The following is a 25,710-nucleotide window of genomic DNA, read 5'->3' on the forward strand; positions in this document are numbered from 1 at the left end:
CATCGCGCTCCCCCGCTAGGGTGGGCGGACCGCAGCGCGAAGGGGGCCTCGATGGCGCGGAGCAGGACCAGGGACGGACGACGGATCGCCGCGCTCGCGGTCGTGCTCGCGGCGGTGCCGCTGCTCTCGGGATGCGCGGGACCGATCGCGTTCTCGGACTTCGGTCGCGAGCGCACCGACACCGATGTACTGCCGGATCTCGGAGTCGTCACCGACGGGATCGATCCGGAGTCGGCGCGCTACGCGGGCTCGGTCGAGGGCCTGGAGGTGTACCTCGGCTCCTCCGTCGAACGCGGCGATCAGTGCGTGATCGTCGACGCCGGCGCTCAGTCGAGCAGCGCCTGCACGACGGGCGGAGGGACCGTGTCGTCGGGTCCGGGCGCCTGGACGGTGCAGCTCCATCCCGACGGCGGCGGGCCGGAGGACTCCTCCTTCGAGGACTGGACGCCGCTCGGCGAGAACGTGTCGGTGCGGGCCGACTGAGCCCGTCCCGGCACGGGCCGGTGTGGAATCAGGGTTCTCCCCGATCCGCTCGGCCGCGCGGTCCGACAGGATCGGAGCGTGCCCTCCGCCTCGCGATCCTCCCTGCTGTCCGCCCTCGCCCTCGCCCTCGTCGGCGGACTGCTGCTGGGAGGGGCGACGAGCCTCCTGCAGACCGTCCTCCCGCCCGCGCTGAACTCGTTCGCCAACTCGTCCGGTGGCTGGTCGATGCTGGTGTTCGCCCTCGTGCGGCTCACGCGGGTGCGTCCCGTGCCCGGCGCGGTCGTCGGCCTCGTCTCGTTCCTCGCGATGCTCGAGGGCTACGACCTGGTCACCGGCTGGCGCGGCTTCGGCTGGTCGCCGCCGTTCTCCGATCCGTTCTGGCTGCTCGCCGTCCCCGCCGGCCCGATCCTCGGAGCCGCCGCGGCGCTCACTCTGCACGGCACGACCGCCTGGCGGGTGCCGGCTGTCGCTCCGCTCTCGGGGGTGCTGATCGGCGAGGGGATCTGGGCGCTGGGCGCCGTCGCCGACACCACGAGCCCGGTCTACTGGTGGCTCGAGATCGTGCTCGGCGTCGGGTTCCTCCTGCTCGCCGTCCTGCGTCGCAGGCCCGGCCCGCTGGTCGTGCTCGCGTCACTCGCGGTCACGGCGGCCGCGGCGGTCTGCTTCGACGTGGTCTACTCGCTGTTCTGACCTCGGGAATGCGCGGCCCTCCTCGGTTGCTGCACGAGGGGGCTGAGGAGGATCACGTGGAGCTCGTGCACTGGCTGTTCGATGCGCAGATCGTCCTGGGCGACCAGAGGGTGCTGTGGCGCGAGGTCATCGGCAACGCTTTCGGGCTCGCGAGTGCTCTGGGCGGCATGCGGCGGAAGGTCTGGGCCTGGCCGGTCGGGCTCGTCGGCAACGCCCTGCTCTTCACGGTCTTCATGGGCGCCCTCTTCGGCACTCCGAACCCCGTGAACCTGCTCGGACAGGCCGGACGGCAGGTCATGTTCATGATCGTGAGCGTCTACGGCTGGTACCGGTGGACGCACCGCCCGGAGTCGTCGCCGACCGTGATCGAGCCGCGGTGGGCGTCCTGGCGGACCCGCGCGCTCCTGGTGCTCGGGATGGTCGGCGGCACCGCGGTGCTCACTCCGCTGTTCCGCGCCCTGGGCTCGTACGAGCCGGTGTGGAGCGACGCGTGGATCTTCACCGGGTCGCTGCTCGCGACCTACGGCATGGCGAAGGGGTGGGTCGAGTTCTGGCTGATCTGGGTCGCCGTCGATGTCGTGGGCGTGCCCCTGCTCTTCTCGGCCGGGTACTACGCCTCCGGCCTCATGTACGTCGTCTACGGAGCGTTCACGCTGCTCGGGTTCTTCGTCTGGATGCGGCACGGTCGCAGGCCCTCCAGCGCGGCGGTCACGGTCGGCTGAACGACGGGAGCGGCCCGTAGGCTGGGGCGATGACGTCCCGGGTGCGCCTCCTCCTGGCTTCGTCGCACCCCGGGCCCACCGTCACCGTCACGGTCCTCGCCACGGTGCTCGCCGCCGCGGCGGGTCGACCCCTCCCCGTGGTGGTGCTCGTCGCGCTGGCCGTGCTCGCGGGGCAGCTCTCGATCGGGCTCGCGAACGACTGGATCGACGTCGACCGCGACCGCGCGGTCGGTCGCATCGACAAGCCGGCGGCCGTCGGAGCGATCAGCGTCCGCGCCGTGCGGACCGCCGCGATCGTCACCGCCGCCGTCTCGGTCGTGCTCTCGCTCCTGCTCGGCCCGGTCTCGGCGATCGCCCACATCGTGCTGGTCGCGGCCGGCTGGGCGTACGACGCCGGACTCAAGCGCACAGCCGTCTCGGTGCTCCCCTTCGTCGTCGCGTTCGGCCTCCTCCCCGTCGTCGCCGTCGCGGCCGGCGGCGGTCCCCTCCCGGCCGTCTGGGCGATCGCGACCGGAGCCGTGTTCGGCGTCGCGATCCACTGCACCAACGTGCTGCCGGACCTGGTCGACGACGAGGCCACCGGCGTCCGCGGGTTCCCGCACCGACTGGGACTCCGGCTCTCGGGCGTCGTCGCCTTCGGCTCCCTCGTCGTCGCCGCGCTCCTGGTTCTTCTCGGTCAGATCGGGGGTGCGGAGGCGGTGCGCGGGCCGGGCATCGCGCTGGCCGTCGCCGGGGCCCTCGCCGTGATCGCGCTCGCCGCCGTCGGGATCCGCCTCGTGCTGACCGGACCCCCGACGCGTCTGCTCTTCCGCCTGGTGATCGCGGCGTCGCTCGTGCTCGTCGTCGAGCTGGGGCTCTCGGGCGCCCGTCTCGTGGCCTGACCCGGATCAGGACCAGCGCATCGCGTAGACGCGCGCCAGAAGATCGGACGTCGGCAGCGCGAGCAGCGTGCGCAGGAGGGCCGTGCGACCTCGATGGGCGACGGCTCCCAGCGGCCGACCGAGCGCCATGTTCAGCTCGGCTTGTCGGGCGGCCCGGCGCGCCACGCGCATCCGTCGACGGGCGAAGGCGGACCACGGGCCGGCCGTTCCCGAGCGGACGCCGTGCACCAGGAGCGGAGCGAGTTCCGCCGCATCGAGCCAGCCCAGGTTCATCCCCTGGCCGCCGATCGGGCTGATCTCGTGCGCAGCGTCGCCGACGAGCACCACGCGCCCCATCCCGACGAGGCCCGCCTCGCGCCGGCGGACCCGGAAGCCGCTGAGCATCGTGCAGGTCGCCGCGTCGACAGGTGCTCCCGTGCGCGCGCGGACGACCGCGGCGAGCGCGGCCGCCGCCGTCGTGTCCGGAGCCGCGTCGGGGCGCCAGGCGGGGGCACCGAGCGAGGCGTCCGGTCCGCTGAGCGCGACGTAGCGCCGCCGACCGCCGGGCAGGGGGAAGGACTCCACGACGCCCTCCGGACCGACGTCGACGAGAGCGGAGGACGCCAGCGAGGCCACCTCGGGGTCGGCGAAGTCGCCCATCACGTAACGATCGGAGTAGTCGCGGCCGGAGACGCTGATGCCGAGCAGCTCCCGCACAGCGCTCCGGGCGCCGTCCGCCCCGACGACGAAGGAGGCGTGCAGCTCGATCGCCTCGCCGTGCCGGCCGGTGCCCGTCACCTCGACCTGCGTCCCGCGACGGTGCAGGCCGCTCACCTCGATCCCCGTCCGCAGGGCTGTCGGGTCTAGGGCGTCCAACCGGCCGCGGAGGATCGTCTCCGTCCGGTGCTGATCGAGGGTCGCGACGTAGGGATGCGTCCGCGACGCGCGAGCGAACGACAGGACGCCCAGATCGCGGCCCCGGCTGCGCGCGACGCCGTGCGTCACGAGCGCCGCCTCCGCGAGGACGGGCTCCGCCGCTCCGATCACCTCGAACGCGTCGAGGGACGGCGGATGGATGCCGATCGCGCGCGATCCCGCAGGCACCGACGCCCGCTTCTCCCACACCTGCACGCCGACGCCCGCCTGCGCGAGCAGCGCGCCGAGGAACACCCCGACGGGCCCGCCGCCGACCACGAGCACGTCCGTCCGCTCCACCGTCACGCTCCGAGCCTACGGAGCGGTGCCCCCTCGCGCGGGCACTCGTGCCGCGGGCGGGCGCTGGCTAGGGTGTCGCCATGACCGACCGCGTTCTCGCTCCGGAACCGCCCGCCGACGGCTCGAAGCCGAAGGGACCCGCCTCCTACTTCCCCAGCATCGAGAAGACCTACGGTCGACCGGTGCAGGAGTGGCTCGATCTCGTCGACGAGCGCCTCGACTCCGAGCCCCACATGCAGGTCGTGGCGTGGCTGAAGTCGGAGCACGGACTCGGCCACGGGCACGCGAACGCGCTCGTCGCCTACGTGAAGGCCGCCCGGGCCTGATCCGGGCTCGGCGGCGACCGAACGTGCGCGGCCGGATCAGCCGTTCGCGGCCGCCCGGGCGGCCTTGGCAGCCTCCCGCTTCGCGACCTTCGCGGCCGCGCGCTCGGCGACCTTCCGCCGGTTGAGCGCCACGGCCTCGCGGACGAGCTCGGCGAGCGCCTCCGCGTCGACCGTGTCGCCCTCGCCGAACTCGACCGAGCGGCGCTGGTTGCCGCCCAGCTCGCCGTTGAAGATCCCGTGCGGATCGGGCAGCGAGGCCCCGTAGAGGAAGCCGAGCTTGACCTTCGCCGTGAAGACGTCGCCGACGCAAAGGATCCCGTCGAGCTCCCACACGGGCGATCCCATCCACTTCCACTCCTCGACGATGCCGGGCTCGGCGGCGAGGACGACTCGGCGCAGCTCCGCGAGCACCTCCCCGCGCCAGTCGGGGGTGCGGGCGATCAGCGCGTCGATCTCGTCGCTCGGGGTCATGGCGGTCCTCTCGTCGGCGGGAACGGGCCGATGCTACTCCGGTGCCGCAGGATCGGAGGAGCCGTGCTGAGGACGACGGAGGGGATCGACCAGCGTCACCGACGTGCCCCGCGCCGAAGGGAAGCTCAGCGGCGTCCCTGACGGCGTCAGGCGAGGAGGCGGCGCACCGCCTCCGCCACCAGGGCGTCGTCCGCCGGTTCGTCGTCGAGCGCCCGGTGGATCGTCAGCCCCTCCATCAGCGCGTCGAGCATCCGCGCGGTCGCGGGATCGAAGTGCTGCTCGAGCGCCGCGCGGGTCCGCGCCATCCAGCGGTGGGTCAGAGCGCGGAACTCGGGCTGCCGGGAGGCGAGCGTGTACAGCTCGTGCGTCAGCACGAGTTCGCGCTGGCTGCCGAAGACATCGTGCACGACCAGGTCGACCAGTGCCTGCCGCGCCTCGTCCCGCGTCGAGGCGCCGTCCATCCGGCGCTGCGCCTGGGCCGCCACCGAGTCGGAGAAGCGCGCGAACGCCGCGTGCAGCAGCTCGTCCATCCCGGCGAAGTGGTAGGTCATCGAGCCGAGCGGGACATCGGCGGCCGCGGCCACGCGCCGGTGGGACGTCCCGGAGACGCCGACCTCCGCGATCACGTCGAGGCAGGCGTCGATGATCCGATCTCGCCGATGCGGGTCGGTGCGCCGGACCGCGCGCACCCGGTCCTCCCCGCTCACCGGTCGGCCTCCGGATCGCCGACCGCACGCGGAGAGCCGGCAGGCGTCCGCCGGTCCGTCCGATCGTCTTCTGCGAAGCACTCCATGTGCACGATCGTACACATGACGTGTACGTTCGTACGCATGCCTGCTCCCGACTCCGCTCCTCCGACCAGGGAGGCCCGCCGCGCCCGCGGTGCCGTCGCGGCCCTGTTCCTCACCAACGGCGCGCTGTTCGCCAACCTCGTGCCCCGACTCCCCGAGATCAAGTCCGACCTCCTGCTCGACAACGCGGCGTACGGAGTCGCGATCGCGGCGTTCCCGACCGGCGCGGTCCTTGCCGGCCTCGCCTCCGCCTCCGTGATCCGGCGTTTCGGGAGCGGCCGCGCGGCCGTGGCCGGCACGGTCCTGACCGCGATCGGCACGATGGTCGCCGGCTTCTCGCCGACCCTGCTCGCCTTCGCCGCGGCACTCCTCCTGGCCGGTGCGACCGATGCGATCACCGACGTGGCGCAGAACACCCACGGGCTGCGGGTCCAGCGCCGCTACGGCCGCTCCATCATCAACTCCTTCCACGCGGTGTGGTCGATCGGAGCGGTGCTCGGCGGCTCGATGGCGGCCGGCGCCCTCGCGCTGGGTGTCCCCCGCTCCCTCCATCTCGTGCTCTCGGGAACCCTCTTCGCGATCGTGGCGCTGGTCGCGCTGCGGTTCTGCCTCCCGGGCCGCGACGACGAGGCCCGACCGGATCCCGTGGCCGGCGACCGCACGCCGCGGGCCCGCGTCGGCGCGCGGGTCGCCCTCGTCCTCGCCGCGCTGGTCGGCGTGGCCATCGCCGGCACGCTCGTCGAGGACGCGGGCTCGACCTGGGCGGCCCTCTACCTGTCGGCCGATCTCGGAGCGAGCGCCCCCGTCGCCGCCTACGGCTTCGTGGCCCTCGTCGGCGCCCAGTTCGTCGGCCGGACCCTCGGAGACCGCCTGGTCGACCGCTTCGGTCAGCGGGCCGTGGTGCGCACCGGAGGAGCGATCGCCGGGATCGGGATGGGTCTCGCTCTCCTGCTCCCCTCGGTCCCCGGCACGATCCTCGGCTTCGCCGCCGTCGGCTTCGGTCTCGCGACGACGGTCCCCGCCGCGATGCACGAGGCCGATGAGATCCCGGGGTTGCGCGCCGGCACCGGAGTGACTCTCGTCTCGTGGCTCATGCGGCTCGGCTTCCTCCTGTCGCCGCCGCTCGTCGGACTGATCGCCGACAGCGCGGGCCTGCGCGCCGGCCTGGCCGTCGTCCCGCTCGCGGCGGTCCTGGCGGTCGTCCTCTCCCCCGTGCTGAGTACGCGCCGCTCCCGCGGGGAGGCCGCGCAGTGAGCCGGGTGCTCGCCGCCGTCCTCTGGGACATGGACGGCACCCTCGTCGACTCCGAGCCCGCCTGGATCGCCGCCCAGTACGCCCTGGTCGAGCGCTCCGGCGGAGTCTGGAGCGACGCCGACGCGCTCGCGCTCGTCGGATCGACCCTGGAGCAGACCACCGTCGCCCTCCGCGCGGCGGGGGTGGACCTCGACGACGCCGCGATCGAGGACGCGCTCGAGGGCGACGTCGCGGCCGCCCTGCGCGCGGGCATCGCGTGGCGACCCGGAGCGCGCGAACTGCTCCGCTCCGTCACGGCCGCGGGGATCCCGCAGGCGATCGTGACCACCTCGTCGTGGCGACTCGCCTCGATCGTCGCCGAGGCGCTGGCCGAGGTGGTCTCCTTCGCCGAGATCGTCACGGGCGACGACGTCGTCCACGGGAAGCCGGATCCCGAGCCCTACCTGCTCGCCGCCCGCCGCCTCGCAGTCGCGATCGAGGACTGCGCGGCCGTCGAGGACTCCCCGACGGGTCTCGCCGCCGCCGTCGCCTCGGGTGCAGCGGCCGTCGGGGTCCCGCACCAGGTGGCGCTCGCCGAGGGCGCCGATCACGTACTCTGGCCGACCCTCGAGGGCCGGACGGTGGAGGACCTGCGCGCACTCCTGGGTTGACCCGCCCGGCGTGCGACTACTGCCGGTACGACGACAGGAAGTTGCCGAGCCGCTCGATCGCCTCCGAGATCACCCGCTCCTCGGGCAGGGTGACGATGCGGAGGTGGTCGGGCGTCGGCCAGTTGAACCCCGTCCCCGGCACGAGCAGGATGTGCTCCGCGATCAGCAGGTCGTAGACGAGCCTCCCGTCGTCGCGGATGTCGTGCACCTCGGGGTCCAGCCGCGGGAACGCGTAGAGCGCACCGCGCGGCAGTTCGCACGAGACGCCCGGGATCCGCTCGAGCCCCGACCACGCGGCGTCCCGCTGGCGGTGCAGCCGCCCCTCCGGTGCGACCAGCGCCTCGATCGACTGCACGCCCGACAGCGCCGCCTGGATCGCGTACTGCCCGGGCACGTTGGGGCACAGCCGCGTCGACGCGAGCAGGGTGATGCCCTCGAGGAACCCCTCCGCGTGCGCCCGCGGCCCCGTGACCGCCATCCATCCGGAGCGGTAGCCGGCCACCCGGTACGTCTTCGACAGCCCGTTGAACGTCAGGCAGAGCAGGTCCGGTGCGAGCGACGCGAGCGGGATGTGCACCGCGTCGTCGTAGAGGATGCGGTCGTAGATCTCGTCGGCGAGCAGCAGCAGCGAGTGCTCGCGGGCGACGGCGACGATCCCCTCCAGCACGGCGCGGCTGTAGACCGCCCCGGTCGGGTTGTTGGGGTTGATCACGACGATCGCCTTGGTCTTCGGCGTGATCTTCGAGCGGATGTCCTCGAGGTCCGGCTGCCAGGCGTCCTCCTCCGCGCAGCGGTAGTGCATCGCCGTGCCGCCGGCGAGGCTCGTCATCGCCGTCCAGAGCGGGTAGTCGGGCGCCGGGATCAGCACCTCGTCGCCGTCGTCGAGCAGGGCCTGCAGAGTCATCGTGATGAGCTCCGACACGCCGTTGCCCAGGAACACCCACTCGGGATCGACCGGCGGGAAGCCCGGGATCTCCTCGTAGCGGTAGGTGACGGCCTGGCGTGCCGAGAGGATCCCGCGGCTGTCGCTGTACCCGTGCGCGTTCGGGACCGCGGCGATCATGTCGCGCACGATCTGGTGCGGCGCCTCGAAGTCGAAGCCGGCCGGGTTGCCGGTGTTGAGCTTGAGGATGCGGTGCCCCTCGCTCTCGAGCCGCGACGCCTCGACGAGGGCCTTCCCGCGGATCTCGTAGAGGACGTTCCGGAGTTTCGCGGACTGCTCGAGGGGGCGCGGAGTGCTCATCCGGCCAGGGTATCCATCCGGTGACCGCCGATCGCCCTCAGGCGCTGCGTCGAGGTGCGCGTGTCACGCTGGTCGGATGAGCTCCCCCGCCGATCCCCGCACCTACGACCTCGACGCGCTGCGCCGCCGGGTCCTCGCCGACGACGGGGACGAGGTCGGCGCCGTCGACGACAGCATCCCCGAGCTCGCCGCCGCCGACCCGCACCTGCTCGCCCTCGCCCTCGTGCTGCCCGACGGCTCCGTGCGTTCCAGCGAGGAGGCGGACGTGCCCTTCAGCATCCAGTCGGCCGTGAAGCCGTTCCTGTTCGCTCTGGCCCTGCTCGACACCGCCGGTGACGCTCTCGAGCGGGTCGGCATCGAGCCGACCGGCGAGGCGTTCGACGCCGTCAAGCTCGAGAGCGGCACGGGCCGGCCGCCGAACCCGATGGTGAACGCGGGCGCGCTGCTCACCGCCTCCCTCGTCGACGGCGACGGCGCCGACGAGCGGAGCGAGCGCATCCTCCGCGGTCTGTCGGCGTTCGCCGGCCGCCCCCTGGAGATCGACGGCTCCGTCGCCCGCAACGAGCACCTGCTCGGGGATCGCAACCACGCCCTCGCGCACCTCATGCGCGCCGAGGGCACGCTGCACGTCGGAGCCGACGACGCGGTCTCGGCCTACGCGCGCGCCTGCGCCGTTCTCGTCGACACCCGCGCGCTCGCGGTCATGGGCGCGACTCTCGCCCTCGGCGGAGTGAACCCCGTCACGGGCGAGCGCGTCGTCCCTCCCTCGGTCGCGCGTGACGTGCTCTCGGTGATGGCCACCTGCGGGGTCTACGACGGCTCCGGCCGCTGGATGCGCGCGGTCGGGATCCCCGCGAAGTCGAGCGTGTCGGGCGCACTGGTCCTCTCGGTCCCCGGTCGGCTGGGCGCGGCCGTCGTGAGCCCGCCCCTGGACCGCGACGGCACCAGCGTCCGCGGACGCCGGGTCAGCGATCGGCTGAGCGCCGACCTCGACCTCCACGTCTTCGGCCGCGGCTTCTGAGTGCCGGGCCGCTTCCCGAGGACGGGCACGGCGCTCTAGGGTGGCCCGCATGACTGCGCCGCTGCCCTACCTCGCGTTCCCCGGCACAGCCCGGTCCGCCCTCGGCTTCTATCGCGACGTCTTCGGCGGCGAGCTCGCCCTGCACACCTTCGCGCAGTTCGGCCGGACCGACGGCCCCGGCGAGGCGATCGCCCACGGCGTGCTCACCGGCCCGGTGGCGCTCGCCGCGTCGGACGCGGCGACCGGCGAGGAGTCGCTCCACCTCGAGGGCGTCCTCTTCGCGCTCCTCGGAGCCGCGGAACCGGAGGTGCTCGAGCGGTGGTTCGAGGGGCTCGCCGAGGGCGGCGCCGTCGTCGATCCGCTCGGGGCGAAGCCGTGGGGAGCGACCGACGGTCAGGTCCGCGACCGGTACGGCATCACCTGGCTCCTCGGCTGGGAGGGCTGACGGTCCATCCCCGAGGTCGGGCTCCGTCCCGCCCGCTACCGTGGGACGATGCAGTGCCGGGGAGTACACCGATGACCGCCGTCCGCTACGTCGCGATCGGCGACTCCTTCACCGAGGGCGTCGGCGACGAGCTGCCCGACGGGACCACCCGCGGCTGGGCCGACCTGGCCGCGCAGGGCTGGGCCGAGGCGACCGGCGAGCGGATCGGCTACGCCAACCTCGCGATCCGGGGCCGGCTCATCGCGCCCATCGTCGCGGAGCAGCTGGAGCCCGCCCTCGCGCTGAAGCCGACCCACCTGTCCTTCAACGGCGGCGGCAACGACATGCTCCGCCCCCGCGCCGACATCGACAGGATCGCCGATTCGTACGCGCACGTGCTCCGCCGCTGCGACGAGGAGGGCGTGGTGCTGATCGCCCTGGCCGGCGCCGACCCCTCCGCCCGACTGCCGCTGGGTCGCATGATCAAGCGCCGTGGCGACGCTCTCACCACCGCGGTCCTGGACCGCATCGGCGGACGCGACGACATCGTCGTCGCCGACAACTGGAACGACTCCGCCTTCCAGCGTCCCGAGATGTGGTCGGAGGACCGGCTGCACATGGGCACGCGCGGTCACCACCGCGTCGCGTCCAAGGTCCTCTCGGCCCTCGGGCTGACCCCGCCCGCCGCCTGGCGGGACATCCCGTCGGAGCCGGCCGCCCGGCAGGGATCCGCGCAGTACTACCGTGAGCACGTGGCCCCGTGGGTGCGCAGGCGCCTGACCGGCACCTCCTCCGGCGACGGCCGCACGGCGAAGTTCCCGGACTTCGTGCCGATCGATCCTCTGGCCTGAGCCGCCGTGGCCCTGTCCGGAACGGGCGGGCGCCGTCAGCGCCAGCCGTAGCGCGCCGAGACGGCCTTCGCGATCGGGTCGAACCGCGAGCGCTCGAGCACCGCGCCCTCGCGACGCATGCCGGCGGGGTGGATGCGGAACACCCGCTCCGGGTCGACCCAGCTCGGCCGCCCCTCGGCGTCCCAGTCCCCCGTGCCGACCGGCAGGTAGCCGTCGTGCTGCTTCGAGCTCAGGCGCACCGCGAGGACGGTCCCGGCCTTCTCGACCGCGAGGACGAGCACCGGGCGGTCCTTGCCACGCCCGTCGTCCTCCTCGTAGGGGACCCAGGTCCAGACGATCTCCCCCGGGTCGGGGTCGCCGTCGGCGGTCGGCGCGTAGCCGGCATGCACTCCGCGCAGGCGGGCCGGGTCGATCTCGACCGTCCGGCCGACTCCGCTCGCTCCCGGAGTCGACGCCGTCGGCGTCAGGAACGGACGCTGCGCCGGCGGCTGCGCGTCGGCCCGCGGCGCGACGGTGCGGCCGAGGAGTCGGAGGAGCAGGGACACGACCGAGCGCGAGGAGGGCACCCGGGAACCCTAGCCCGGATCCCCGGCGCGGCGCGGGAACAGCGACGGGGTGCCGCTCTCGGAAGAGCGGCACCCCGTGCGGTGCGGTGCGGGTGGGAGGGGTCAGTCCGCGAGGACGTAGCCCGCCTCGCCGTGGATCGCGGTGTCGATGCCGGCGACCTCGTCCTCGTTCTTGACGCGGAACCCGATGGTCTTCTGGATCACGAAGCCGATCAGGAGGGTCATCAGGAAGGAGTAGGCGAGGACCGTGAACGCCGCGAGGGCCTGCGCGCCGAGCTGAGCGGCTCCGCCGCCGAGGAACAGTCCGACGTCGGTGCCGAAGAAGCCGATGTAGAGCGTTCCGATGAGACCGCCGACAAGGTGGACGCCGACCACGTCGAGCGAGTCGTCGTAGCCGAGGCGGTACTTCAGGTCGATCGCCAGGGCGCAGACGGCTCCGGTGATGATGCCCAGGACGATCGCCCAGAACGGCGACAGGCTGGCGCACGCGGGGGTGATCGCGACGAGACCCGCGACGGCACCGGAGGCGGCGCCGATCGAGGTGGGCTTGCCGTCCTTGATCTTCTCGACGACGAGCCAGCCGAGGATCGCGGCGGCCGGAGCGGCGATGGTGTTCAGGAACGCGATCGCGGCGATGCCGTCGGCGGCCAGCTCGGAGCCGGCGTTGAAGCCGAACCAGCCGAACCAGAGGAGACCCGCGCCGAGCAGCACGAACGGCGGGTTGTGCGGCTGGTGCGCGCCCTTGGTGAAGTTGACGCGCTTGCCCAGGACCAGGGCGAGGGCCAGGGCCGCCGCACCGGCGTTGATGTGCACCGCGGTGCCACCGGCGAAGTCGATCGCTCCGACGTTGTAGGCGATCCAGCCGCCGTCCACGACGCCCTCGTCACCGAGGGTGAAGTTGAAGACCCAGGAGGCGACCGGGAAGTACACCAGGGTCGCCCAGACGCCGGCGAAGACCATCCAGGCGCCGAACTTTGCGCGGTCGGCGATCGCACCCGAGATGAGCGCGACCGTGATGATGGCGAACGTGGCCTGGAACGCCGCGAACGCGATCGTCGGGTAGGCCGCGGTCTGCTCGCCGAGCGCGTCGTTGTAGAGGCCCTGCAGGCCGATCTGCGCGACGTCGATGCCGAGGAAGCCGTCGATCCCGAAGAAGGTGTCGGTGCCGGCGGGGCCCGCGGGGCCGTTGCCGAACGCGATGGCGTAGCCGTAGAGGACCCAGAGGACTCCGATCAGCCCCATCGCTCCGAAGCTGAGCATCATCATGCTGATGACGCTCTTCGCCCGGACGAGACCGCCGTAGAAGAACGCCAGTCCCGGCGTCATCAGCAGCACGAGTGCCGCGGCGATGAGAAGGAAGGCGGTGTTGCCTTGATCCATTCTGAAACCTTTCTTCGGGTGCGCAGGAGCGACCCGGAGAACGCCTGGGCGTCAGCGGAGTCGAGTCGCTTGAGTACGCGGACAGTCTGGCTGTGCGACGTTTCGTTCCGAGGGGCGCCGCGTTTCGGGCGCGTTACAGGGAAGCGATTCGTGTGAACAACGCGTTACACGGACCTGCCGGAGCGCTCTGCGGAACGACTCGGACCCTCCGATGGGGCTCGGATCCTACGAAGACGGCGCCGCGAACGCCGCCATGCTCGTCAGCGCGATGAGCCGGGACATCGAGCGGAGGTACTTCTTGAGGTAGCCGCCGCTGAGCATGTCGCCCCCGAAGACCTCGTCGAGCGGCACGCCCGAGGCGAGCACCGGGATCTGCGCGTCGTAGACGCGGTCGATGAACGCGACGAGGCGTAGCGCGTCGGTCTGGTCGGTCAGCGCCACGACGTCGCGCAGCACGATCGCATCCACTCCGTCGATCACCTTGATGTAGCGCGAGGGGTGCACGGAGCCGAGATGGTCCACGGCCGCGCGGAAGGAGTCGTCGGTGACGACGGCGTCGGTCGGCGCCTGCGCGAGGGCCTCGGCGATCTCGGCGTCGGTCCGGGTGACAGCGTGGCCCTCGATGTCGCGACGGCGGTAGTCCGTGCCGTCGATCCGCATCGTCTGGAAGTGCTCCGCCATCGCGTGGATCTCGCGGAGGAAGTCGGCGGCCGCGAACCGGCCCTCGCCGAGTGCGTTCGGCGGGGTGTTCGAGGTCGCCGCGATCCGGGTGCCGGAGGCGACGAGCTCGCCCAGCAGGCGGGTCATCAGCATCGTGTCACCCGGGTCGTCGAGCTCGAACTCGTCGATGCAGAGGAGGGCGGAGCCCTTCAGGAGCGACACCGTCGCCGCGTACCCGAGCGCGCCGACGAGGGCGGTGTACTCGATGAACGTGCCGAAGTAGGTGCGGCCCGGCACCGCGTGCCAGATCGCGGCGAGGAGGTGCGTCTTGCCGACGCCGAACCCTCCGTCGAGGTACACGCCCGGCTTCACCTCCGGGGCCTTCTTCCGGCCGAAGCCGAAGAACCCGCCGCCGCCCCCGCGGGAGCCGCCGCCGGCGGCGAACGCGCGCAGCGCCTCGACCGCCTCCGCCTGGGACGGGTACTCCGGGTCGGGGCGGTAGCTCTCGAAGGTCGCGCCCTCGAACTGGCGCGGCGGCACGAGGGTCGACGCGATCTCGTGCCCGCTGATCTGGGGCGAGCGAGTCGTGAGGCTGCTCGTCGAACGGACGTCGTCGGGGATCACGCGCACCTCGCATCGTGCGTCCGGACGGTTCCGGCCGCTCTGTCTGACTCTGCATCGAACCGTGCGGCACGGGCCGCGGGACTCCGTGGAGGACCCGGACGGCTCTGTGTCGAACTCTTACGGCCCCTTCCGTGCACCCGCGCTCGGGGGCGCGTACTGTCGCTGAGGGGCGGGCTCCAGCGTAGCCCGCTCCTGGATTCACGCCCGCGCTCCGCGCACCACCCTGGAGGTCCTCCTTGTCCGTTGAACTCGATCCGTCGCCGAAGTTCGCCGCCTACGCGCACCCCGAACGACTCGTCAGCGGTGAGTGGCTGGAGCAACGGCTGGGCACCCCCGGCCTCGTCGTCGTCGAGTCCGACGAGGACGTCCTCCTCTACGAGACCGGGCACATCCCCGGCTCCGTGAAGGTCGACTGGCACACCGATCTCAACGACCCGGTCGAGCGCGACTACATCGACGGAGCGGCCTTCGCGGCCCTGGTCGGCGCGAAGGGCATCGCCCGCGACACCACGGTCGTCATCTACGGCGACAAGAACAACTGGTGGGCGGCCTACGCCCTGTGGGTCTTCACGCTCTTCGGTCACGAGGACGTCCGCCTGCTCGACGGCGGCCGCGACAAGTGGATCGCCGACGGCCGCCCCCTGACCACCGACGCCTCGACGCCGGAGGCGGTCGAGTACCCCGTCGTCGAGCGCCGGGACGGCGACATCCGCGCCTTCAAGGAGGACGTGCTCGCGCACTTCGGCAACCCGCTGATCGACGTCCGCTCGGCCGAGGAGTTCTCGGGCGAGCGCACCACGGCACCCGCCTACCCGGAGGAGGGGACGCTGCGCGCCGGCCACATCCCGAGCGCGAAGAACGTGCCGTGGGGCAAGTCGGCCGCCGAGGACGGCACCTTCCGTCCGCTGGAGGAGCTGAACGGCATCTACCGCGACGGTGCGGGCCTCGCCGAGGGCGACACCGTCATCGCATACTGCCGCATCGGCGAGCGCTCCTCGCACACGTGGTTCGTCCTCACCCACCTCCTCGGCTTCGAGGGCGTGCGCAACTACGACGGCTCGTGGACCGAGTGGGGCAGCGCCGTGCGCGTCCCGATCGTCAAGGGCTCCGAGCCCGGCGAGGCCCCGGCCGCCCGCTGACCGTCCGTGAGGCCCCGACCGTTCCGCGGTCGGGGCCTCACGCGGTGAGAGAATCGACACGATGACTTCCGACACGGTGCCGACCGACGACCTGCTGCCCGACGCCCTCCGCGAGATCCGCGACGAGTTCCTCGCCCTCGAGAAGCCGGAGCGGCTCCAGCTCCTCCTCGAGTTCTCGAACGAGCTGCCCGAGCTGCCCGAGCGCTACCGCGACCACCCCGACCTGTTCGAGCGGGTCGAGGAGTGCCAGTCCCCCGTCTTCATCGTCGTCGAGTTCGCGGGCGACGTGATCCACCTGCACGCGACCGCACCGCGCGAGGCGCCGACGACCCGCGGCTTCGCCTCGATCCTCGCGCAGGGCCTCGACGGGCTGACCCCGGAGCAGGTCCTCGCCGTGCCCGACGACTTCCCTCAGACGATCGGACTCTCGGAGGCGGTCTCGCCGCTACGTCTGCGAGGGATGAGCGCGCTGCTCGGCCGCACGAAGCGCCAGATCCGCGCGCACGCGGCCGCGTGATCCTGCAGCCGCTCGTCCCCGGCGGACCCGCGGTGCGGCTGGAGGACGACGGCGCGAGGGCCGCGATCGAGGACGCCTACCGGCCGTCGGACGCGGTCCGCGTCCGCCTCAACATGATCGCGAGCGTCAACGGGTCGAGCATCGGCTCGGACGGCACGAGCGAGACCCTCACCAACCGCGTCGACCGCACGATCCTCGGTGTGATCCGGGCGCAGGCGCAGGTGGTCCTCGTGGGCGCCGCGAGCGTGCGGGCCGAGGGCTACCGGGTCCCCCGGCGCGTCCCGCTGGCCGTCATCTCGTCGCGCGGCGACCTCGCCGGCCACCGGCTGCGTCTGCAGGACGGCGCCCGCGTCCTGCTGCTCGTCCCGGAGTCGCTCGCCGCCACCGGGCCCCTGCCGCCCGGGGTCGAGGTGGTGCGCGTCCCCGCCGTCGACGGTCGGATGAGCCCGGCGGAGATGCTCGCCGCCCTCGCCGCCCTCGGGCTCGAACGCGTCGTCTGCGAGGGAGGAGCCTCCCTGTCGGGTCAGTTCCTGGCGGCCGGGCTCGTCGACGAGATCTGCCTGACGACCGCTCCGCGCGTCGTCCTCCCCGGGCTTCCCGTCGCGACGACGGATGCGGCGGTCGACGAGAGCTACGCGCTCGAGCGGCTCGCGGTCGACGACGCCGGATTCACGTACGCGCGCTGGACGCGGATCCGCTGATCCCCCGCCGGTCGAGCCACTGCACGACGGCCTGCTCCCAGCGCGAGGGATCGTCGTTCCAGATCCGGGTGTGCCGGGCGCCGTGCACCAGCACGAGCTCGACGAGGTCGGGCCGCGCGGCGGCGAGTGCCTCGGAGGGTGCGCTCGGCACGAAGTCGTCGTCGACGCTGTGCAGCAGCAGCACCGGAGTCGTGAGTTCAGCGGCACGCGCCACGAGGTCCAGGTCCTGGAGCGGTATCAGCTCGCTCTGCCCCGTGACGGCCGTCGACCACCGGAGCTGCATCGCGGTCAGCGCCAGAGCGGCGATCACGGGAGGGAGTCGCCGGAGCCGCGCCTGACCGCGCAGCGTCTCGCGCCAGTCGATCACGGGCGAGTCCAGGACCACCCCGGCGATCAGGTGGCGCAGGGAGGAGCGCAGCGCGGTCTGCAGCGAGATCGCCCCGCCCATCGACCAGCCGATCAGCACGACGGAGCGGGCACCGCGCCGGTGCGCGAAGCGGATCGCCGCGTCGACGTCCCGCCACTCCGTGTCGCCCAGCCCGTAGCGGCCGTCCGGACTCGCCGGAGCGTCGCCGTCGTTGCGGTACGAGACGACCAGCGAGCTCAGCCCGGCCCGATGGAACACGGCCACACCGCGCAGGGTCTCCTCGCGGTGCGTCGCCCGGCCGTGCACGTGGATCGCCCACGTGCCGCCGTCACCCGCCGGGAAGAGCCAGGCTGGTGCGGGCCCGTACTGCGTCGGCACCTGCTCGGAGCTGAAGGGCAGCCCCGTCTCCCGGGGGGAGAGGAGCAGCCAGCCGTTGATGCGGCCCCGAGCCCCCGGCCGCAGGGTCCCCCGGTCCACGGTGCCGAGCTCCCGCACCACGCGCCCCTGCCCCGTCGCGAGCACGCGACCGATGCGCGCATGACCGCGGCCGCCGTCGAACCAGAGGCTGAAGCCGCCGTGCACGGTCGTGTCGGCGTCGGCGGCGAGGACGATCTCGCGGGCGGCGGGACGCACGTCGAGCACGCGGGCGTCCTCGCTCCGTCGCGAGGGCGGGATGACCACTCCGCGCACGAAGGCGGTGACGAGGGCGGAGGTGCCGAGCGCGACGGCGGAGGCGAGAGCGGGGAGGGCGAGGAGGGCGAGGAGGAGGGCGCCGGTGCGCCGACCGCCCTCCGCGGCGTGCCTGCGGGCATCGGGCATGCCGGAACTCTAGTCTTCGGAATGTGCCCGACTTCCCAGCGCCGTCTCAGCCTCCGGAGGAGTTCCGGGCCGCGACGGAGGCGATCCGCGCGGTCTCGACCCGTTCCGAGCTCACCGTGTCCGAGATCCCGTCCCCCACCGGGCTCGCGCCGTACGCACTGGCGCTCTCGGGCGACGTGTCGCCGCACGCGCACGGACGCGACTCCGAGCTGGGGACGGGCCGCTTCATCCTGCTGCACGACCCCGAGGAGCCCGAGCAGTGGGGCGGCGCCTTCCGCGTCGTCTGCTTCGCCCAGGCGCCGCTCGAGGTCGAGATCGGCACCGACCCCTTCCTGGCCGAGGTCGCGTGGTCGTGGCTCATCGACGCCCTCGACGCCCGCGGAGCCGCCTACCACGCCGCCTCGGGCACGGCGACGAAGGTCCTCTCCACCGGATTCGGCGAGCTCGCCGCCCAGGGAGACGGAGCGCAGATCGAGATCCGCGCCTCCTGGAGCCCCGATGATGCGCAGCTCGCCGCACACGTGGAAGGCTGGGGGGAGCTGTTGTGCATGCTCGCGGGTCTCCCGCCCGTATCGAGCGACGGTGTGACCTCACTCGCCTTCCGACGGAACAACCGTGACTGATTACCGTGTCCTCTCCACTCCCGACGAGTTCCTCGCCGCCGTCGACGCCCTCGCCGCGGGCGAGGGGCCGGTCGCGGTCGACGCGGAGCGCGCGTCCGGCTTCACCTACTCCCAGCGCGCGTACCTGATCCAGGTCTACCGACGCGGTGCGGGAGCGTTCCTCTTCGATCCTCCGGCGATCGGGCGGATGGACGCCCTGCAGGACGTCATCGGCGACGAGGAGTGGGTGCTGCACGCGGCCAGCCAGGATCTCGCCTGCCTGCGCGAGGTCGGACTCGACCCGACCCGCATCTTCGACACCGAGCTCGCCGCGCGCCTGCTCGGGCTCCCGAAGGTGGGCCTCGGCGCGGTGGTGGAGGATCTCCTCGGCATCCACCTGGCCAAGGAGCACTCCGCGGCCGACTGGTCGACCCGCCCCCTCCCGCAGAGCTGGCTCGTCTACGCCGCGAAGGACGTCGAGCTCCTCGTCGACCTGCGCGACCGGATGGAGGAGATGCTCATCGAGGCGCGGAAGACCAGGATCGCGCGCGAGGAGTTCGAGGCGACGCTCGCTCGCCAGCCCAAGGCGGCGCTCCCGGATCCGTGGCGCAGGCTCTCGGGCATGCACTCCCTCCGCGGTCTGCGCGCCCTCGCCGTCGCGCGCGAGCTCTGGCTGGCCCGCGACGCGTTCGCGCGCGAGCGCGACATCGCCCCGGGCCGGCTCATCCCCGACTCCTCGATCGTCGCCGTGTCCCGCAACATCCCCACCAGCCTCGGCCAGCTCTCGGGTCGCCGCGACTTCACCGGGCGCGCGAGCCGCGGCGAGGTCGACCGCTGGTGGACGGCCATCCAGCGCGGCATGACGACCGAGGACCTCCCCTCGGCGACGCGGCCCGCCGTCGAGACGCTCCCTCCGCCGCGGGCCTGGGGCGACCGCAATCCGCCCGCGGATCTGCGGCTCAAGTCGGCGCGCGCGGTGGTCATCGAGATCGCGGAGCTGCTCTCGCTCCCCGTCGAGAACCTGCTCACCCCGGAGCTGCTGCGCCGCCTCGCCTGGAACCCGCCGGAGCCGCTCACTCCCGAGACCGTCGCCGCCGAGCTCCGCCGCGGCGGAGCTCGCGCCTGGCAGGTCGACGCGACCTCCGGTCCGCTGGTGACCGCGTTTGTGGAAGCCGCCCAAGCGGCCGAGGACAGCACGGAAAACGCTTCGTAGGAAGCGGCAAAGGATTCCGGCTGCGACCGTGCTCTTCCTACGATCGGGGCGACCGTGAGTTCCAGGGAGGCATTGTGGCCGAGAGATCCGAAGTCGTGTTCGTCGATGGAGTGCGTACTCCGTTCGGACGTGCGGGCGAGAAGGGCGTGTACTGGCAGACGCGGGCAGACGACCTGGTCGTGAAGGCCATGATCGGCCTGCTGGAGCGGAACCCGTCGCTGCCGAAGGACCGCGTCGACGAGGTCGCGATCGCGGCGACGACGCAGCAGGGCGATCAGGGCCTCACCCTGGGGCGCACCACTGCACTCCTCGCGGGGCTCCCCCGCACCGTCCCCGGCTTCGCAATCGACCGGATGTGCGCAGGTGCGATGACCTCCGTGACGACGACGGCCGGGGGCATCGCCTTCGGCGCCTACGACGTCGTGCTCGCCGGAGGCGTCGAGCACATGGGGCGCCACCCCATGGGCTTCAACGCCGATCCGAACCCGCGCTTCCTCTCGGAGCGGCTCGTGGGCGACGAGGCGCTGAACATGGGCAAGACGGCCGAGCGGATCCACGACCGCTTCCCCCAGCTCACCAAGGAGCGCTCCGACCGCTACGCGCTGCGCAGTCAGCAGAAGCTCGCCGCGGCCTACGCCGCCGGTGACATCCAGCCCGACCTGATCCCCGTCGCGACCCGCAGCGCCGCGGGATGGGGACTCGCCACCGCCGACGAGGCTCCGCGCCCCGAGACCACGCTCGAGGGGCTCGCCGGACTGCGGACGCCGTTCCGCCCGCACGGGCGGGTGACCGCCGGCAACTCCTCCGGGCTCAACGACGGCGCGACCGTCTCCCTCCTCGCGAGCGCCGACGCCGCGAAGGAGCTCGGCCTGTCGACGAAGATGCGTCTCGTCAGCTTCGCCTTCGCCGGAGTCGAGCCCGAGATCATGGGGATCGGACCGGTCCCGAGCACCGAGAAGGCGCTGCGCAAGGCGGGCCTGACCATCGAGGACATCGGCCTCTTCGAGCTGAACGAGGCCTTCGCCGTGCAGGTGCTGTCTTTCCTCGACCACTTCGGCATCGACGACGACGATCCGCGCGTGAACGAGTACGGCGGAGCTATCGCCGTCGGTCATCCCCTGGCCTCCTCGGGGGTGCGGCTGATGATCCAGCTCGCCCGGCAGTTCGAGGCGCATCCGGAGGTGCGCTACGGCCTCACCGCCATGTGCGTGGGCCTGGGGCAGGGCGGGAGCGTCGTGTGGGAGAACCCGCACTTCGACGGCAAGCGCGCACGACGGAAGGGACGCTGATCATGCTCGACGGTTTCGAGGACCTCGCCGAACTCTCCGACGGAGAGGTCGTCACCCACTCCTACGTCCGCGACGTGACGCTGGCAGGCGGCCGCGTGCTCGCGCTCATCACCCTCGACAACGACCGCGATCACACGCGGCCGAACACGTTCGGTCCGGCATCGCTCTTCGAGCTCGCCGACGTGCTGATCGCGCAGAAGGAGCGGGCGGCCGCCGGCGCGATCCAGGGCGTCGCGGTGACGGGCAAGCCGTTCATCCTCGCCGCGGGCGCCGACCTGAGCAAGGTCGGGAGCATCCCGAGCCGCGAGATCGGCCGCCAGCTGGCGCGGCTCGGCCATCGCACGCTCGGCATGCTCTCGGAGCTCGGCGTCCCGTCCTTCGTGTTCATCAACGGACTGGCGCTCGGCGGCGGCACCGAGATCGCGCTCAACGCCGACTACCGCACCGTCGACGCCTCCATCCCGGCTCTCGGGCTGCCCGAGGTGTTCCTCGGCATCATCCCGGGCTGGGGCGGCAGCTGGCTCCTGCCGAACCTGATCGGCATCGAGAACGCACTCAAGGTCGTGGTCGAGAACCCGCTCAAGAACAATCGGACGCTCAAGGCCCGCGAGGTCCTCGACTTGGGCATCGCGGACGCGCTCTTCCCGTCCGCCTCGTTCCTCGAGGACTCGCTGCGCTGGGCCGACGGCGTGCTCGGCGGCACGGTCGTCGTCTCGCGCCCGAACGCTCCCGGGCGACTCGAGCGGATGGTGAAGTGGGACGTCGCCGTCGGCATCGCCCGGAAGCAGCTCGAGTCGCGCATCGGGACCGTCGCGGCCTCGCCGTACCGAGCGCTCGAGCTCCTCAAGGGCGCGAAGAGCGCGACGCGCGAGGAGGGGTTCGCCGCCGAGAACGAGGCCCTCGCCGATCTGATCTCGGGAGACCAGTTCCGCGCGAGCATCTACGCCTTCGACCTCGTGCAGAAGCGCGCCAAGCGTCCTGCCGGTGCTCCCGACAAGGCGCTCGCGAAGCCGGTCACGAAGGTCGGCGTCGTCGGCGCGGGGCTGATGGCCACGCAGTTCGCCCTCCTCTTCGTCCGACGGCTGCAGGTGCCCGTCGTCATCACCGACCTCGACCAGGAGCGGGTCGACCGCGGAGTGGCGGGCATCGTCGGCGAGATCGACGCTCTGCTCGCGAAGGGCCGGGTCTCCCCCGACGAGGCGAACCGGCTCCGGAGTCTCATCACCGGCACGACCGATCGCGCCGATTTCGCCGACGCCGACTGGGTGATCGAGGCCGTCTTCGAGGAGCTGTCGGTGAAGCAGGACGTCTTCGCCGACATCGAGCGGTACGTCTCCCCCACCGCCGTCCTGGCGACCAACACCTCGTCGTTGTCGGTCGAGCGGATCGGCGAGCGTCTCGAGCACCCCGAGCGGCTCGTCGGCTTCCACTTCTTCAACCCGGTCGCGGTCATGCCGCTCGTCGAGGTCGTCCGGACTCCTCTCACCGACGAGGAGACGCTGTCGACCGCGATGGTGACGGCGGCGAAGCTCAAGAAGAACGCCGTCATCACGCGTGACACCCCGGGCTTCGTCGTGAACCGCGTCCTCGCGAAGGTCCTCGGAGAGGCGATGCACGCCGTCGACACCGGCACGCCGTTCGAGGTGGTCGAGCAGTCGCTCGCTCCGTTCGGGCTGCCGATGACTCCGTTCGAGCTGCTCGAGCTCGTCGGGCTGAAGGTCGGGGCGCACGTGCTCGACACGCACCACGCCGCGTTCCCCGACCGCTTCTTCGACAGCGAGAACCTGCACCGCCTGGCCGAGCTCGGCCACGTCTTCGAGCGCGACTCGAAGGGCCGGGTGAAGGGCGTCGACAAGCGCGCGGTGGCGATCGTCGCAGGAGGGACGGACCCGATGACCGCCGAGGAGCTGCGTCTGCGGGTCGAGACGGGCCTCGCCGACGAGGTGAAGCGGATGCTCGACGACGATGTCGTCCACGCCGCCGAGGACATCGATCTCTGCCTGATCCTGGGCGCCGGCTACCCGTTCCAGATGGGCGGACTGACGCCCTACCTCGATCGGGTGGGCGCGAGCGAGCGGGCCTTCGGCGACACCTTCCACCACCCGGTGATCCGCGGAGTCGACTGACGGTCGCGCTGGCGGCGGGCAGAACGACCTCCGGCTCACGGGAATCGGTTCGGCTCGCAGGAGCCGCCGGTTCCCGTGAGCCGCCTCCGTTCCTGTCCGGCTGAGGTCCTGCGGCCCGCACCGGACCCGAGACGTCGTCCCGTGTCGGACGTCCGGTCTAGCCTCCCCGCATGACCCGCATCGTCTATTACGTCGCCTCCTCCCTCGACGGCTTCATCGCCGACTCCGACGACGGCCTCGACTGGCTCCTCCAGTTCGGCTTCGAGGCCTTCCAGGAGCACTACGACCGGTTCCTCGAGACGGTCGGCGCGGTGGTGATGGGCTCGACGACCTACGAGTTCGTCCGTCGCGAGGGCGCCTGGCCGTACGAGCTCCCCGCCTGGGTGCTGACCTCCGCCGACCGACCGCAGCCCGAGGGCGGCGAGGTGCGCTTCGCGTCCGGTGACCTCGCCGAGCTGCTCCCCGCGATCCGCGACTCCGCCGGCGGTCGCGACGTCTGGGTCGTCGGCGGAGGCGGCGTCGCAGCCGGCCTCGCCGAGATCGGAGCGCTGGACGAGATCCTGGTCACGATCATGCCCGTCCTGCTCGGGAGCGGTCGGCCGCTGCTGCCGATGCGCCGCACCGAGCCGTTCGAGCTCGTCGGCACCACACCGTTCTCGGGCGGAGCGATCGAGCTCGTCTACCGGTTCTGATCGGTCCTGCGACAGGCCTCGTCAATCGGTGCGGGCCTCGTCGTGCGCCTCGGCCTCTTCGGGCAGCGGGCGCGCCACGGGGATCTTGCTGCCGAGGACCTGGGCCACGACGTCGCGCGCGATGTGCTGCGGGGTGAGCCCCACGTCCTCCAGGATCTCCTCGCGCTTCGCATGGTCGAGGAACTGATCCGGCAGGCCGAGCTCGGTCACCGCGGTGTCGACACCGGCCTCCCGCAGGTCCTGGCGGATGCGGGTGCCGATGCCGCCCACGCGGACGCCGTCCTCGATCGAGATGACGAGCCGGTGGTCGCGGGCGAGCTCGATGATGCTGGCGGGCACGGGGACGACCCAGCGCGGGTCGACGACCGTGGCGCCGATGCCCTGCGCCGCGAGGCGGCGCGCGACGTCCAGACCCATCGTCGCCATGGGGCCGACGGTGACGACCAGCACGTCCTGGCGCTCGGCGCGCGAGAGCACGTCGACGCCGTCGGAGAGGCGCTCGAGGGCCTCGATCTCCTCGCCGACGTTGCCCTTCGAGAAGCGCACGACGGTCGGGGCATCGGTGACGCCGACAGCCTCGCGCAGCTCCTCGCGGAGGCGGACGGAATCGCGCGGCGCCGACAGCCGGATGTTCGGCACGACCTGCAGGATCGCGAGATCCCACATGCCGTGATGGCTCGGACCGTCCGGCCCCGTCACCCCGGCGCGGTCGAGCACGAACGTCACTCCGGCGCGGTGCAGCGCCACATCCATCAGCACCTGGTCGAAGGCGCGGTTGACGAAGGTCGCGTAGAGGGCGACGACGGGGTGGAGACCGCCGAAGGCGAGCCCCGCCGCGGAGGTGACCGCGTGCTGCTCCGCGATGCCGACGTCGAAGACGCGGTCCGGGTGCTTCTCGGCCATCTTGTGCAGCCCGACCGGCCGGAGCATCGCGGCGGTGATGCCGACGATCGTCGCGTCCTCGTCGGCGAGGGCGACGATCTCGTCGGCGAACACCGAGGTCCACGACTGGGCTCCCGGAGCCGCGAGAGGCTCGCCGGTCTCGGGGTCGATCTGGCCGACCGCGTGGAACTGGTCGGCGAGGTCCTTGACCGCCGGGCCGAACCCCTTGCCCTTCTGGGTGATCGCGTGGACGATGACGGGCTGGCCGTAGTCCTTGGCCTGCTGCAGCGCCTCCTCCATCGCGGTCACGTCGTGCCCGTCGATCGGGCCGAGGTACTTGATGTCGAGGTTGGAGTACAGCGCCTCGTTGTTGATGAATCGGCTGAGGAAGCCGTGGAGGCCCCCGCGCACGCCGCGGTAGACGGCCGCGGCAGGGCTGCCCAGGCGCTCCGACACGGCTCGCGAGCCCCGGTGCAGGGTGCGGTAGCTGCGCTTCGTCCGCACTCCGTTGAGGAAGCGCGCCATGCCGCCGATCGTCGGCGCGTACGAGCGGCCGTTGTCGTTGACGACGATGACGAGACCGCGCGCGTTGTCGTCGCTGATGTTGTTCAGCGCCTCCCAGGTCATACCGCCGGTGAGGGCGCCGTCGCCCACAACGGCGACGACGTGGCGATCGGTCTGACCTGTCATCGTGAAGGCGCGTGAGATGCCGTCGGCCCACGAGAGCGAGCTCGAGGCGTGCGAGCTCTCGACGATGTCGTGCGGCGACTCCGAGCGCTGCGGGTAGCCGGCGAGGCCGCCGCGCTGACGCAGGCCCGAGAAGTCCTGCCGTCCGGTCAGCAGTTTGTGGACGTACGACTGGTGCCCCGTGTCGAAGATGATCGCGTCGCGCGGCGAATCGAAGACGCGGTGGATCGCGATCGTGGTCTCGACGACCCCGAGGTTCGGACCGAGGTGCCCGCCGGTCTTCGAGACCTCGCGCACCAGGAAGTCCCGGATCTCCTGCGCCAGGGCCTCGAGCTCGGTGCGGGTCAGGCGATCGAGGTCGCGCGGTCCGCCGATGGTCTCGAGAACAGCCATTCGCGCCGCCTTCCGGGGTCGATGAGAGGGAGTGGACGTCTCCCGAGTCTAC

27 protein-coding genes are annotated in these 25,710 nt (G+C 72.2%); 18 read left to right on the forward strand and 9 right to left on the reverse strand.

The genetic code is table 11. The features are described from left to right. Positions 1-51: 51 nt before the first annotated feature. From ASF48_RS12680 to ASF48_RS12695, 4 genes are all read left to right on the forward strand, one after another. Entirely contained in the window at positions 52-483 is a 432-nt protein-coding gene (locus tag ASF48_RS12680; protein WP_055792182.1) for a hypothetical protein, read from the forward strand. A 78-nt stretch (positions 484-561) separates the two neighbouring features. Beyond that, complete coding sequence (locus ASF48_RS12685; protein WP_055792185.1) at positions 562-1,173, forward strand: DUF6518 family protein; 612 nt, start codon at positions 562-564, stop codon at positions 1,171-1,173. Between the two features lie 56 nt (positions 1,174-1,229). Next, a complete protein-coding gene (gene pnuC, locus ASF48_RS12690; RefSeq protein WP_082481449.1) occupies positions 1,230-1,895 on the forward strand; it encodes a nicotinamide riboside transporter PnuC in 666 nt (221 codons plus the stop codon). Positions 1,896-1,924: 29 nt separating this feature from the next. Continuing rightward, the gene (locus tag ASF48_RS12695; protein ID WP_055792191.1) at positions 1,925-2,776 is read left to right on the forward strand and encodes a UbiA family prenyltransferase; all 852 of its coding nucleotides are present in this window, start codon (positions 1,925-1,927) and stop codon (positions 2,774-2,776) included. Between the two features lie 6 nt (positions 2,777-2,782). Here the strand turns inward: ASF48_RS12695 and ASF48_RS12700 are convergent, their stop codons facing one another. After that, on the reverse strand, positions 2,783-3,976 hold the full coding sequence (locus ASF48_RS12700; RefSeq protein WP_235577249.1) for an FAD-dependent oxidoreductase: 1,194 nt from the start codon (positions 3,974-3,976) through the stop codon (positions 2,783-2,785). A gap of 74 nt (positions 3,977-4,050) precedes the next feature. On the opposite strand from ASF48_RS12700, the gene ASF48_RS12705 reads away from it, so the two are divergent. Beyond that, complete coding sequence (locus ASF48_RS12705; protein ID WP_055792197.1) at positions 4,051-4,296, forward strand: DUF4287 domain-containing protein; 246 nt, start codon at positions 4,051-4,053, stop codon at positions 4,294-4,296. Between the two features lie 36 nt (positions 4,297-4,332). On the opposite strand, the gene ASF48_RS12710 is transcribed toward ASF48_RS12705, so the two are convergent. Together ASF48_RS12710 and ASF48_RS12715 are read right to left on the reverse strand one after the other, a co-directional pair. Next, positions 4,333-4,767 carry a DUF1801 domain-containing protein gene (locus ASF48_RS12710; RefSeq protein WP_055792200.1) on the reverse strand — a complete coding sequence of 145 codons (435 nt, stop codon included), beginning with the start codon at positions 4,765-4,767 and terminating at the stop codon, positions 4,333-4,335. A gap of 146 nt (positions 4,768-4,913) precedes the next feature. Beyond that, a complete protein-coding gene (locus ASF48_RS12715) occupies positions 4,914-5,474 on the reverse strand; it encodes a TetR/AcrR family transcriptional regulator (protein ID WP_235577250.1) in 561 nt (186 codons plus the stop codon). A 123-nt stretch (positions 5,475-5,597) separates the two neighbouring features. Here ASF48_RS12715 and ASF48_RS12720 point away from each other — a divergent pair, with 123 nt between their 5' ends. Next, the gene (locus tag ASF48_RS12720; RefSeq protein WP_055792203.1) at positions 5,598-6,812 is read left to right on the forward strand and encodes an MFS transporter; all 1,215 of its coding nucleotides are present in this window, start codon (positions 5,598-5,600) and stop codon (positions 6,810-6,812) included. Next, the gene (locus ASF48_RS12725) at positions 6,809-7,462 is read left to right on the forward strand and encodes an HAD family hydrolase (protein WP_235577251.1); all 654 of its coding nucleotides are present in this window, start codon (positions 6,809-6,811) and stop codon (positions 7,460-7,462) included. Before ASF48_RS12720 ends, ASF48_RS12725 begins: the two co-directional genes overlap by 4 nt. 16 nt (positions 7,463-7,478) lie before the next feature. Here the strand turns inward: ASF48_RS12725 and ASF48_RS12730 are convergent, their stop codons facing one another. After that, positions 7,479-8,705 carry a pyridoxal phosphate-dependent aminotransferase gene (locus ASF48_RS12730; protein ID WP_055792206.1) on the reverse strand — a complete coding sequence of 409 codons (1,227 nt, stop codon included), beginning with the start codon at positions 8,703-8,705 and terminating at the stop codon, positions 7,479-7,481. 76 nt (positions 8,706-8,781) lie between these two features. On the opposite strand from ASF48_RS12730, the gene glsA reads away from it, so the two are divergent. The 3 genes from glsA (at position 8,782) to ASF48_RS12745 (ending at position 11,001) form a co-directional block, all read left to right on the forward strand. Then, the gene (gene glsA / locus ASF48_RS12735) at positions 8,782-9,726 is read left to right on the forward strand and encodes a glutaminase A (protein WP_055792210.1); all 945 of its coding nucleotides are present in this window, start codon (positions 8,782-8,784) and stop codon (positions 9,724-9,726) included. Between the two features lie 49 nt (positions 9,727-9,775). Then, complete coding sequence (locus ASF48_RS12740; RefSeq protein ID WP_055792213.1) at positions 9,776-10,171, forward strand: VOC family protein; 396 nt, start codon at positions 9,776-9,778, stop codon at positions 10,169-10,171. 71 nt (positions 10,172-10,242) lie between these two features. Continuing rightward, a complete protein-coding gene (locus tag ASF48_RS12745) occupies positions 10,243-11,001 on the forward strand; it encodes an SGNH/GDSL hydrolase family protein (protein ID WP_055792215.1) in 759 nt (252 codons plus the stop codon). A gap of 35 nt (positions 11,002-11,036) precedes the next feature. Here ASF48_RS12745 and ASF48_RS12750 read toward each other — a convergent pair whose 3' ends face one another. From ASF48_RS12750 to zapE, 3 genes are all read right to left on the reverse strand, one after another. Then, positions 11,037-11,567: a type II toxin-antitoxin system PemK/MazF family toxin gene (locus ASF48_RS12750; RefSeq protein WP_055792218.1), complete on the reverse strand. Its 531-nt coding sequence runs from the start codon at positions 11,565-11,567 to the stop codon at positions 11,037-11,039. Between the two features lie 102 nt (positions 11,568-11,669). Next, positions 11,670-12,947, reverse strand: a complete 1,278-nt coding sequence (locus ASF48_RS12755; RefSeq protein WP_055792223.1) for an ammonium transporter — start codon at positions 12,945-12,947, stop codon at positions 11,670-11,672. A gap of 225 nt (positions 12,948-13,172) precedes the next feature. Beyond that, the gene (gene zapE, locus ASF48_RS12760) at positions 13,173-14,231 is read right to left on the reverse strand and encodes a cell division protein ZapE (protein ID WP_082481510.1); all 1,059 of its coding nucleotides are present in this window, start codon (positions 14,229-14,231) and stop codon (positions 13,173-13,175) included. 236 nt (positions 14,232-14,467) lie between these two features. On the opposite strand from zapE, the gene ASF48_RS12765 reads away from it, so the two are divergent. From ASF48_RS12765 to ASF48_RS12775, 3 genes are all read left to right on the forward strand, one after another. Continuing rightward, a complete protein-coding gene (locus tag ASF48_RS12765) occupies positions 14,468-15,370 on the forward strand; it encodes a sulfurtransferase (protein WP_055792226.1) in 903 nt (300 codons plus the stop codon). 61 nt (positions 15,371-15,431) lie between these two features. After that, on the forward strand, positions 15,432-15,887 hold the full coding sequence (locus ASF48_RS12770) for a SufE family protein (protein ID WP_055792228.1): 456 nt from the start codon (positions 15,432-15,434) through the stop codon (positions 15,885-15,887). Beyond that, the gene (locus tag ASF48_RS12775) at positions 15,884-16,588 is read left to right on the forward strand and encodes a dihydrofolate reductase family protein (RefSeq protein WP_055792231.1); all 705 of its coding nucleotides are present in this window, start codon (positions 15,884-15,886) and stop codon (positions 16,586-16,588) included. The genes ASF48_RS12770 and ASF48_RS12775 overlap by 4 nt, the downstream gene beginning before the upstream one ends. Here the strand turns inward: ASF48_RS12775 and ASF48_RS12780 are convergent. After that, positions 16,557-17,774 (reverse strand): alpha/beta hydrolase, encoded by a 1,218-nt coding sequence (locus tag ASF48_RS12780; protein WP_055792234.1) that lies wholly within the window; start codon positions 17,772-17,774, stop codon positions 16,557-16,559. The genes ASF48_RS12775 and ASF48_RS12780 overlap by 32 nt on opposite strands. Positions 17,775-17,797: 23 nt before the next feature. Here ASF48_RS12780 and ASF48_RS12785 point away from each other — a divergent pair, with 23 nt between their 5' ends. From ASF48_RS12785 to ASF48_RS12805, 5 genes are all read left to right on the forward strand, one after another. Beyond that, the gene (locus tag ASF48_RS12785; protein WP_055792238.1) at positions 17,798-18,397 is read left to right on the forward strand and encodes a DUF3000 domain-containing protein; all 600 of its coding nucleotides are present in this window, start codon (positions 17,798-17,800) and stop codon (positions 18,395-18,397) included. Then, positions 18,390-19,589, forward strand: coding sequence for a ribonuclease D (locus ASF48_RS12790; protein ID WP_055792241.1), 1,200 nt, complete (start codon positions 18,390-18,392; stop codon positions 19,587-19,589). Before ASF48_RS12785 ends, ASF48_RS12790 begins: the two co-directional genes overlap by 8 nt. Before the next feature lie 74 nt (positions 19,590-19,663). Next, positions 19,664-20,878 (forward strand): thiolase family protein, encoded by a 1,215-nt coding sequence (locus ASF48_RS12795; protein ID WP_055792244.1) that lies wholly within the window; start codon positions 19,664-19,666, stop codon positions 20,876-20,878. Between the two features lie 2 nt (positions 20,879-20,880). Then, entirely contained in the window at positions 20,881-23,004 is a 2,124-nt protein-coding gene (locus ASF48_RS12800) for a 3-hydroxyacyl-CoA dehydrogenase NAD-binding domain-containing protein (protein ID WP_055792248.1), read from the forward strand. A 170-nt stretch (positions 23,005-23,174) separates the two neighbouring features. Further along, positions 23,175-23,696 (forward strand): dihydrofolate reductase family protein, encoded by a 522-nt coding sequence (locus tag ASF48_RS12805; RefSeq protein ID WP_055792251.1) that lies wholly within the window; start codon positions 23,175-23,177, stop codon positions 23,694-23,696. Between the two features lie 21 nt (positions 23,697-23,717). Here ASF48_RS12805 and dxs read toward each other — a convergent pair whose 3' ends face one another. Then, entirely contained in the window at positions 23,718-25,658 is a 1,941-nt protein-coding gene (gene dxs / locus ASF48_RS12810) for a 1-deoxy-D-xylulose-5-phosphate synthase (protein WP_055792255.1), read from the reverse strand. Between the last annotated feature and the right edge of the window lie 52 nt (positions 25,659-25,710).

This window comes from Rathayibacter sp. Leaf299 (assembly GCF_001423055.1).
In the GTDB taxonomy this organism is placed as follows: Bacteria; Actinomycetota; Actinomycetes; order Actinomycetales; family Microbacteriaceae; genus Rathayibacter; species Rathayibacter caricis.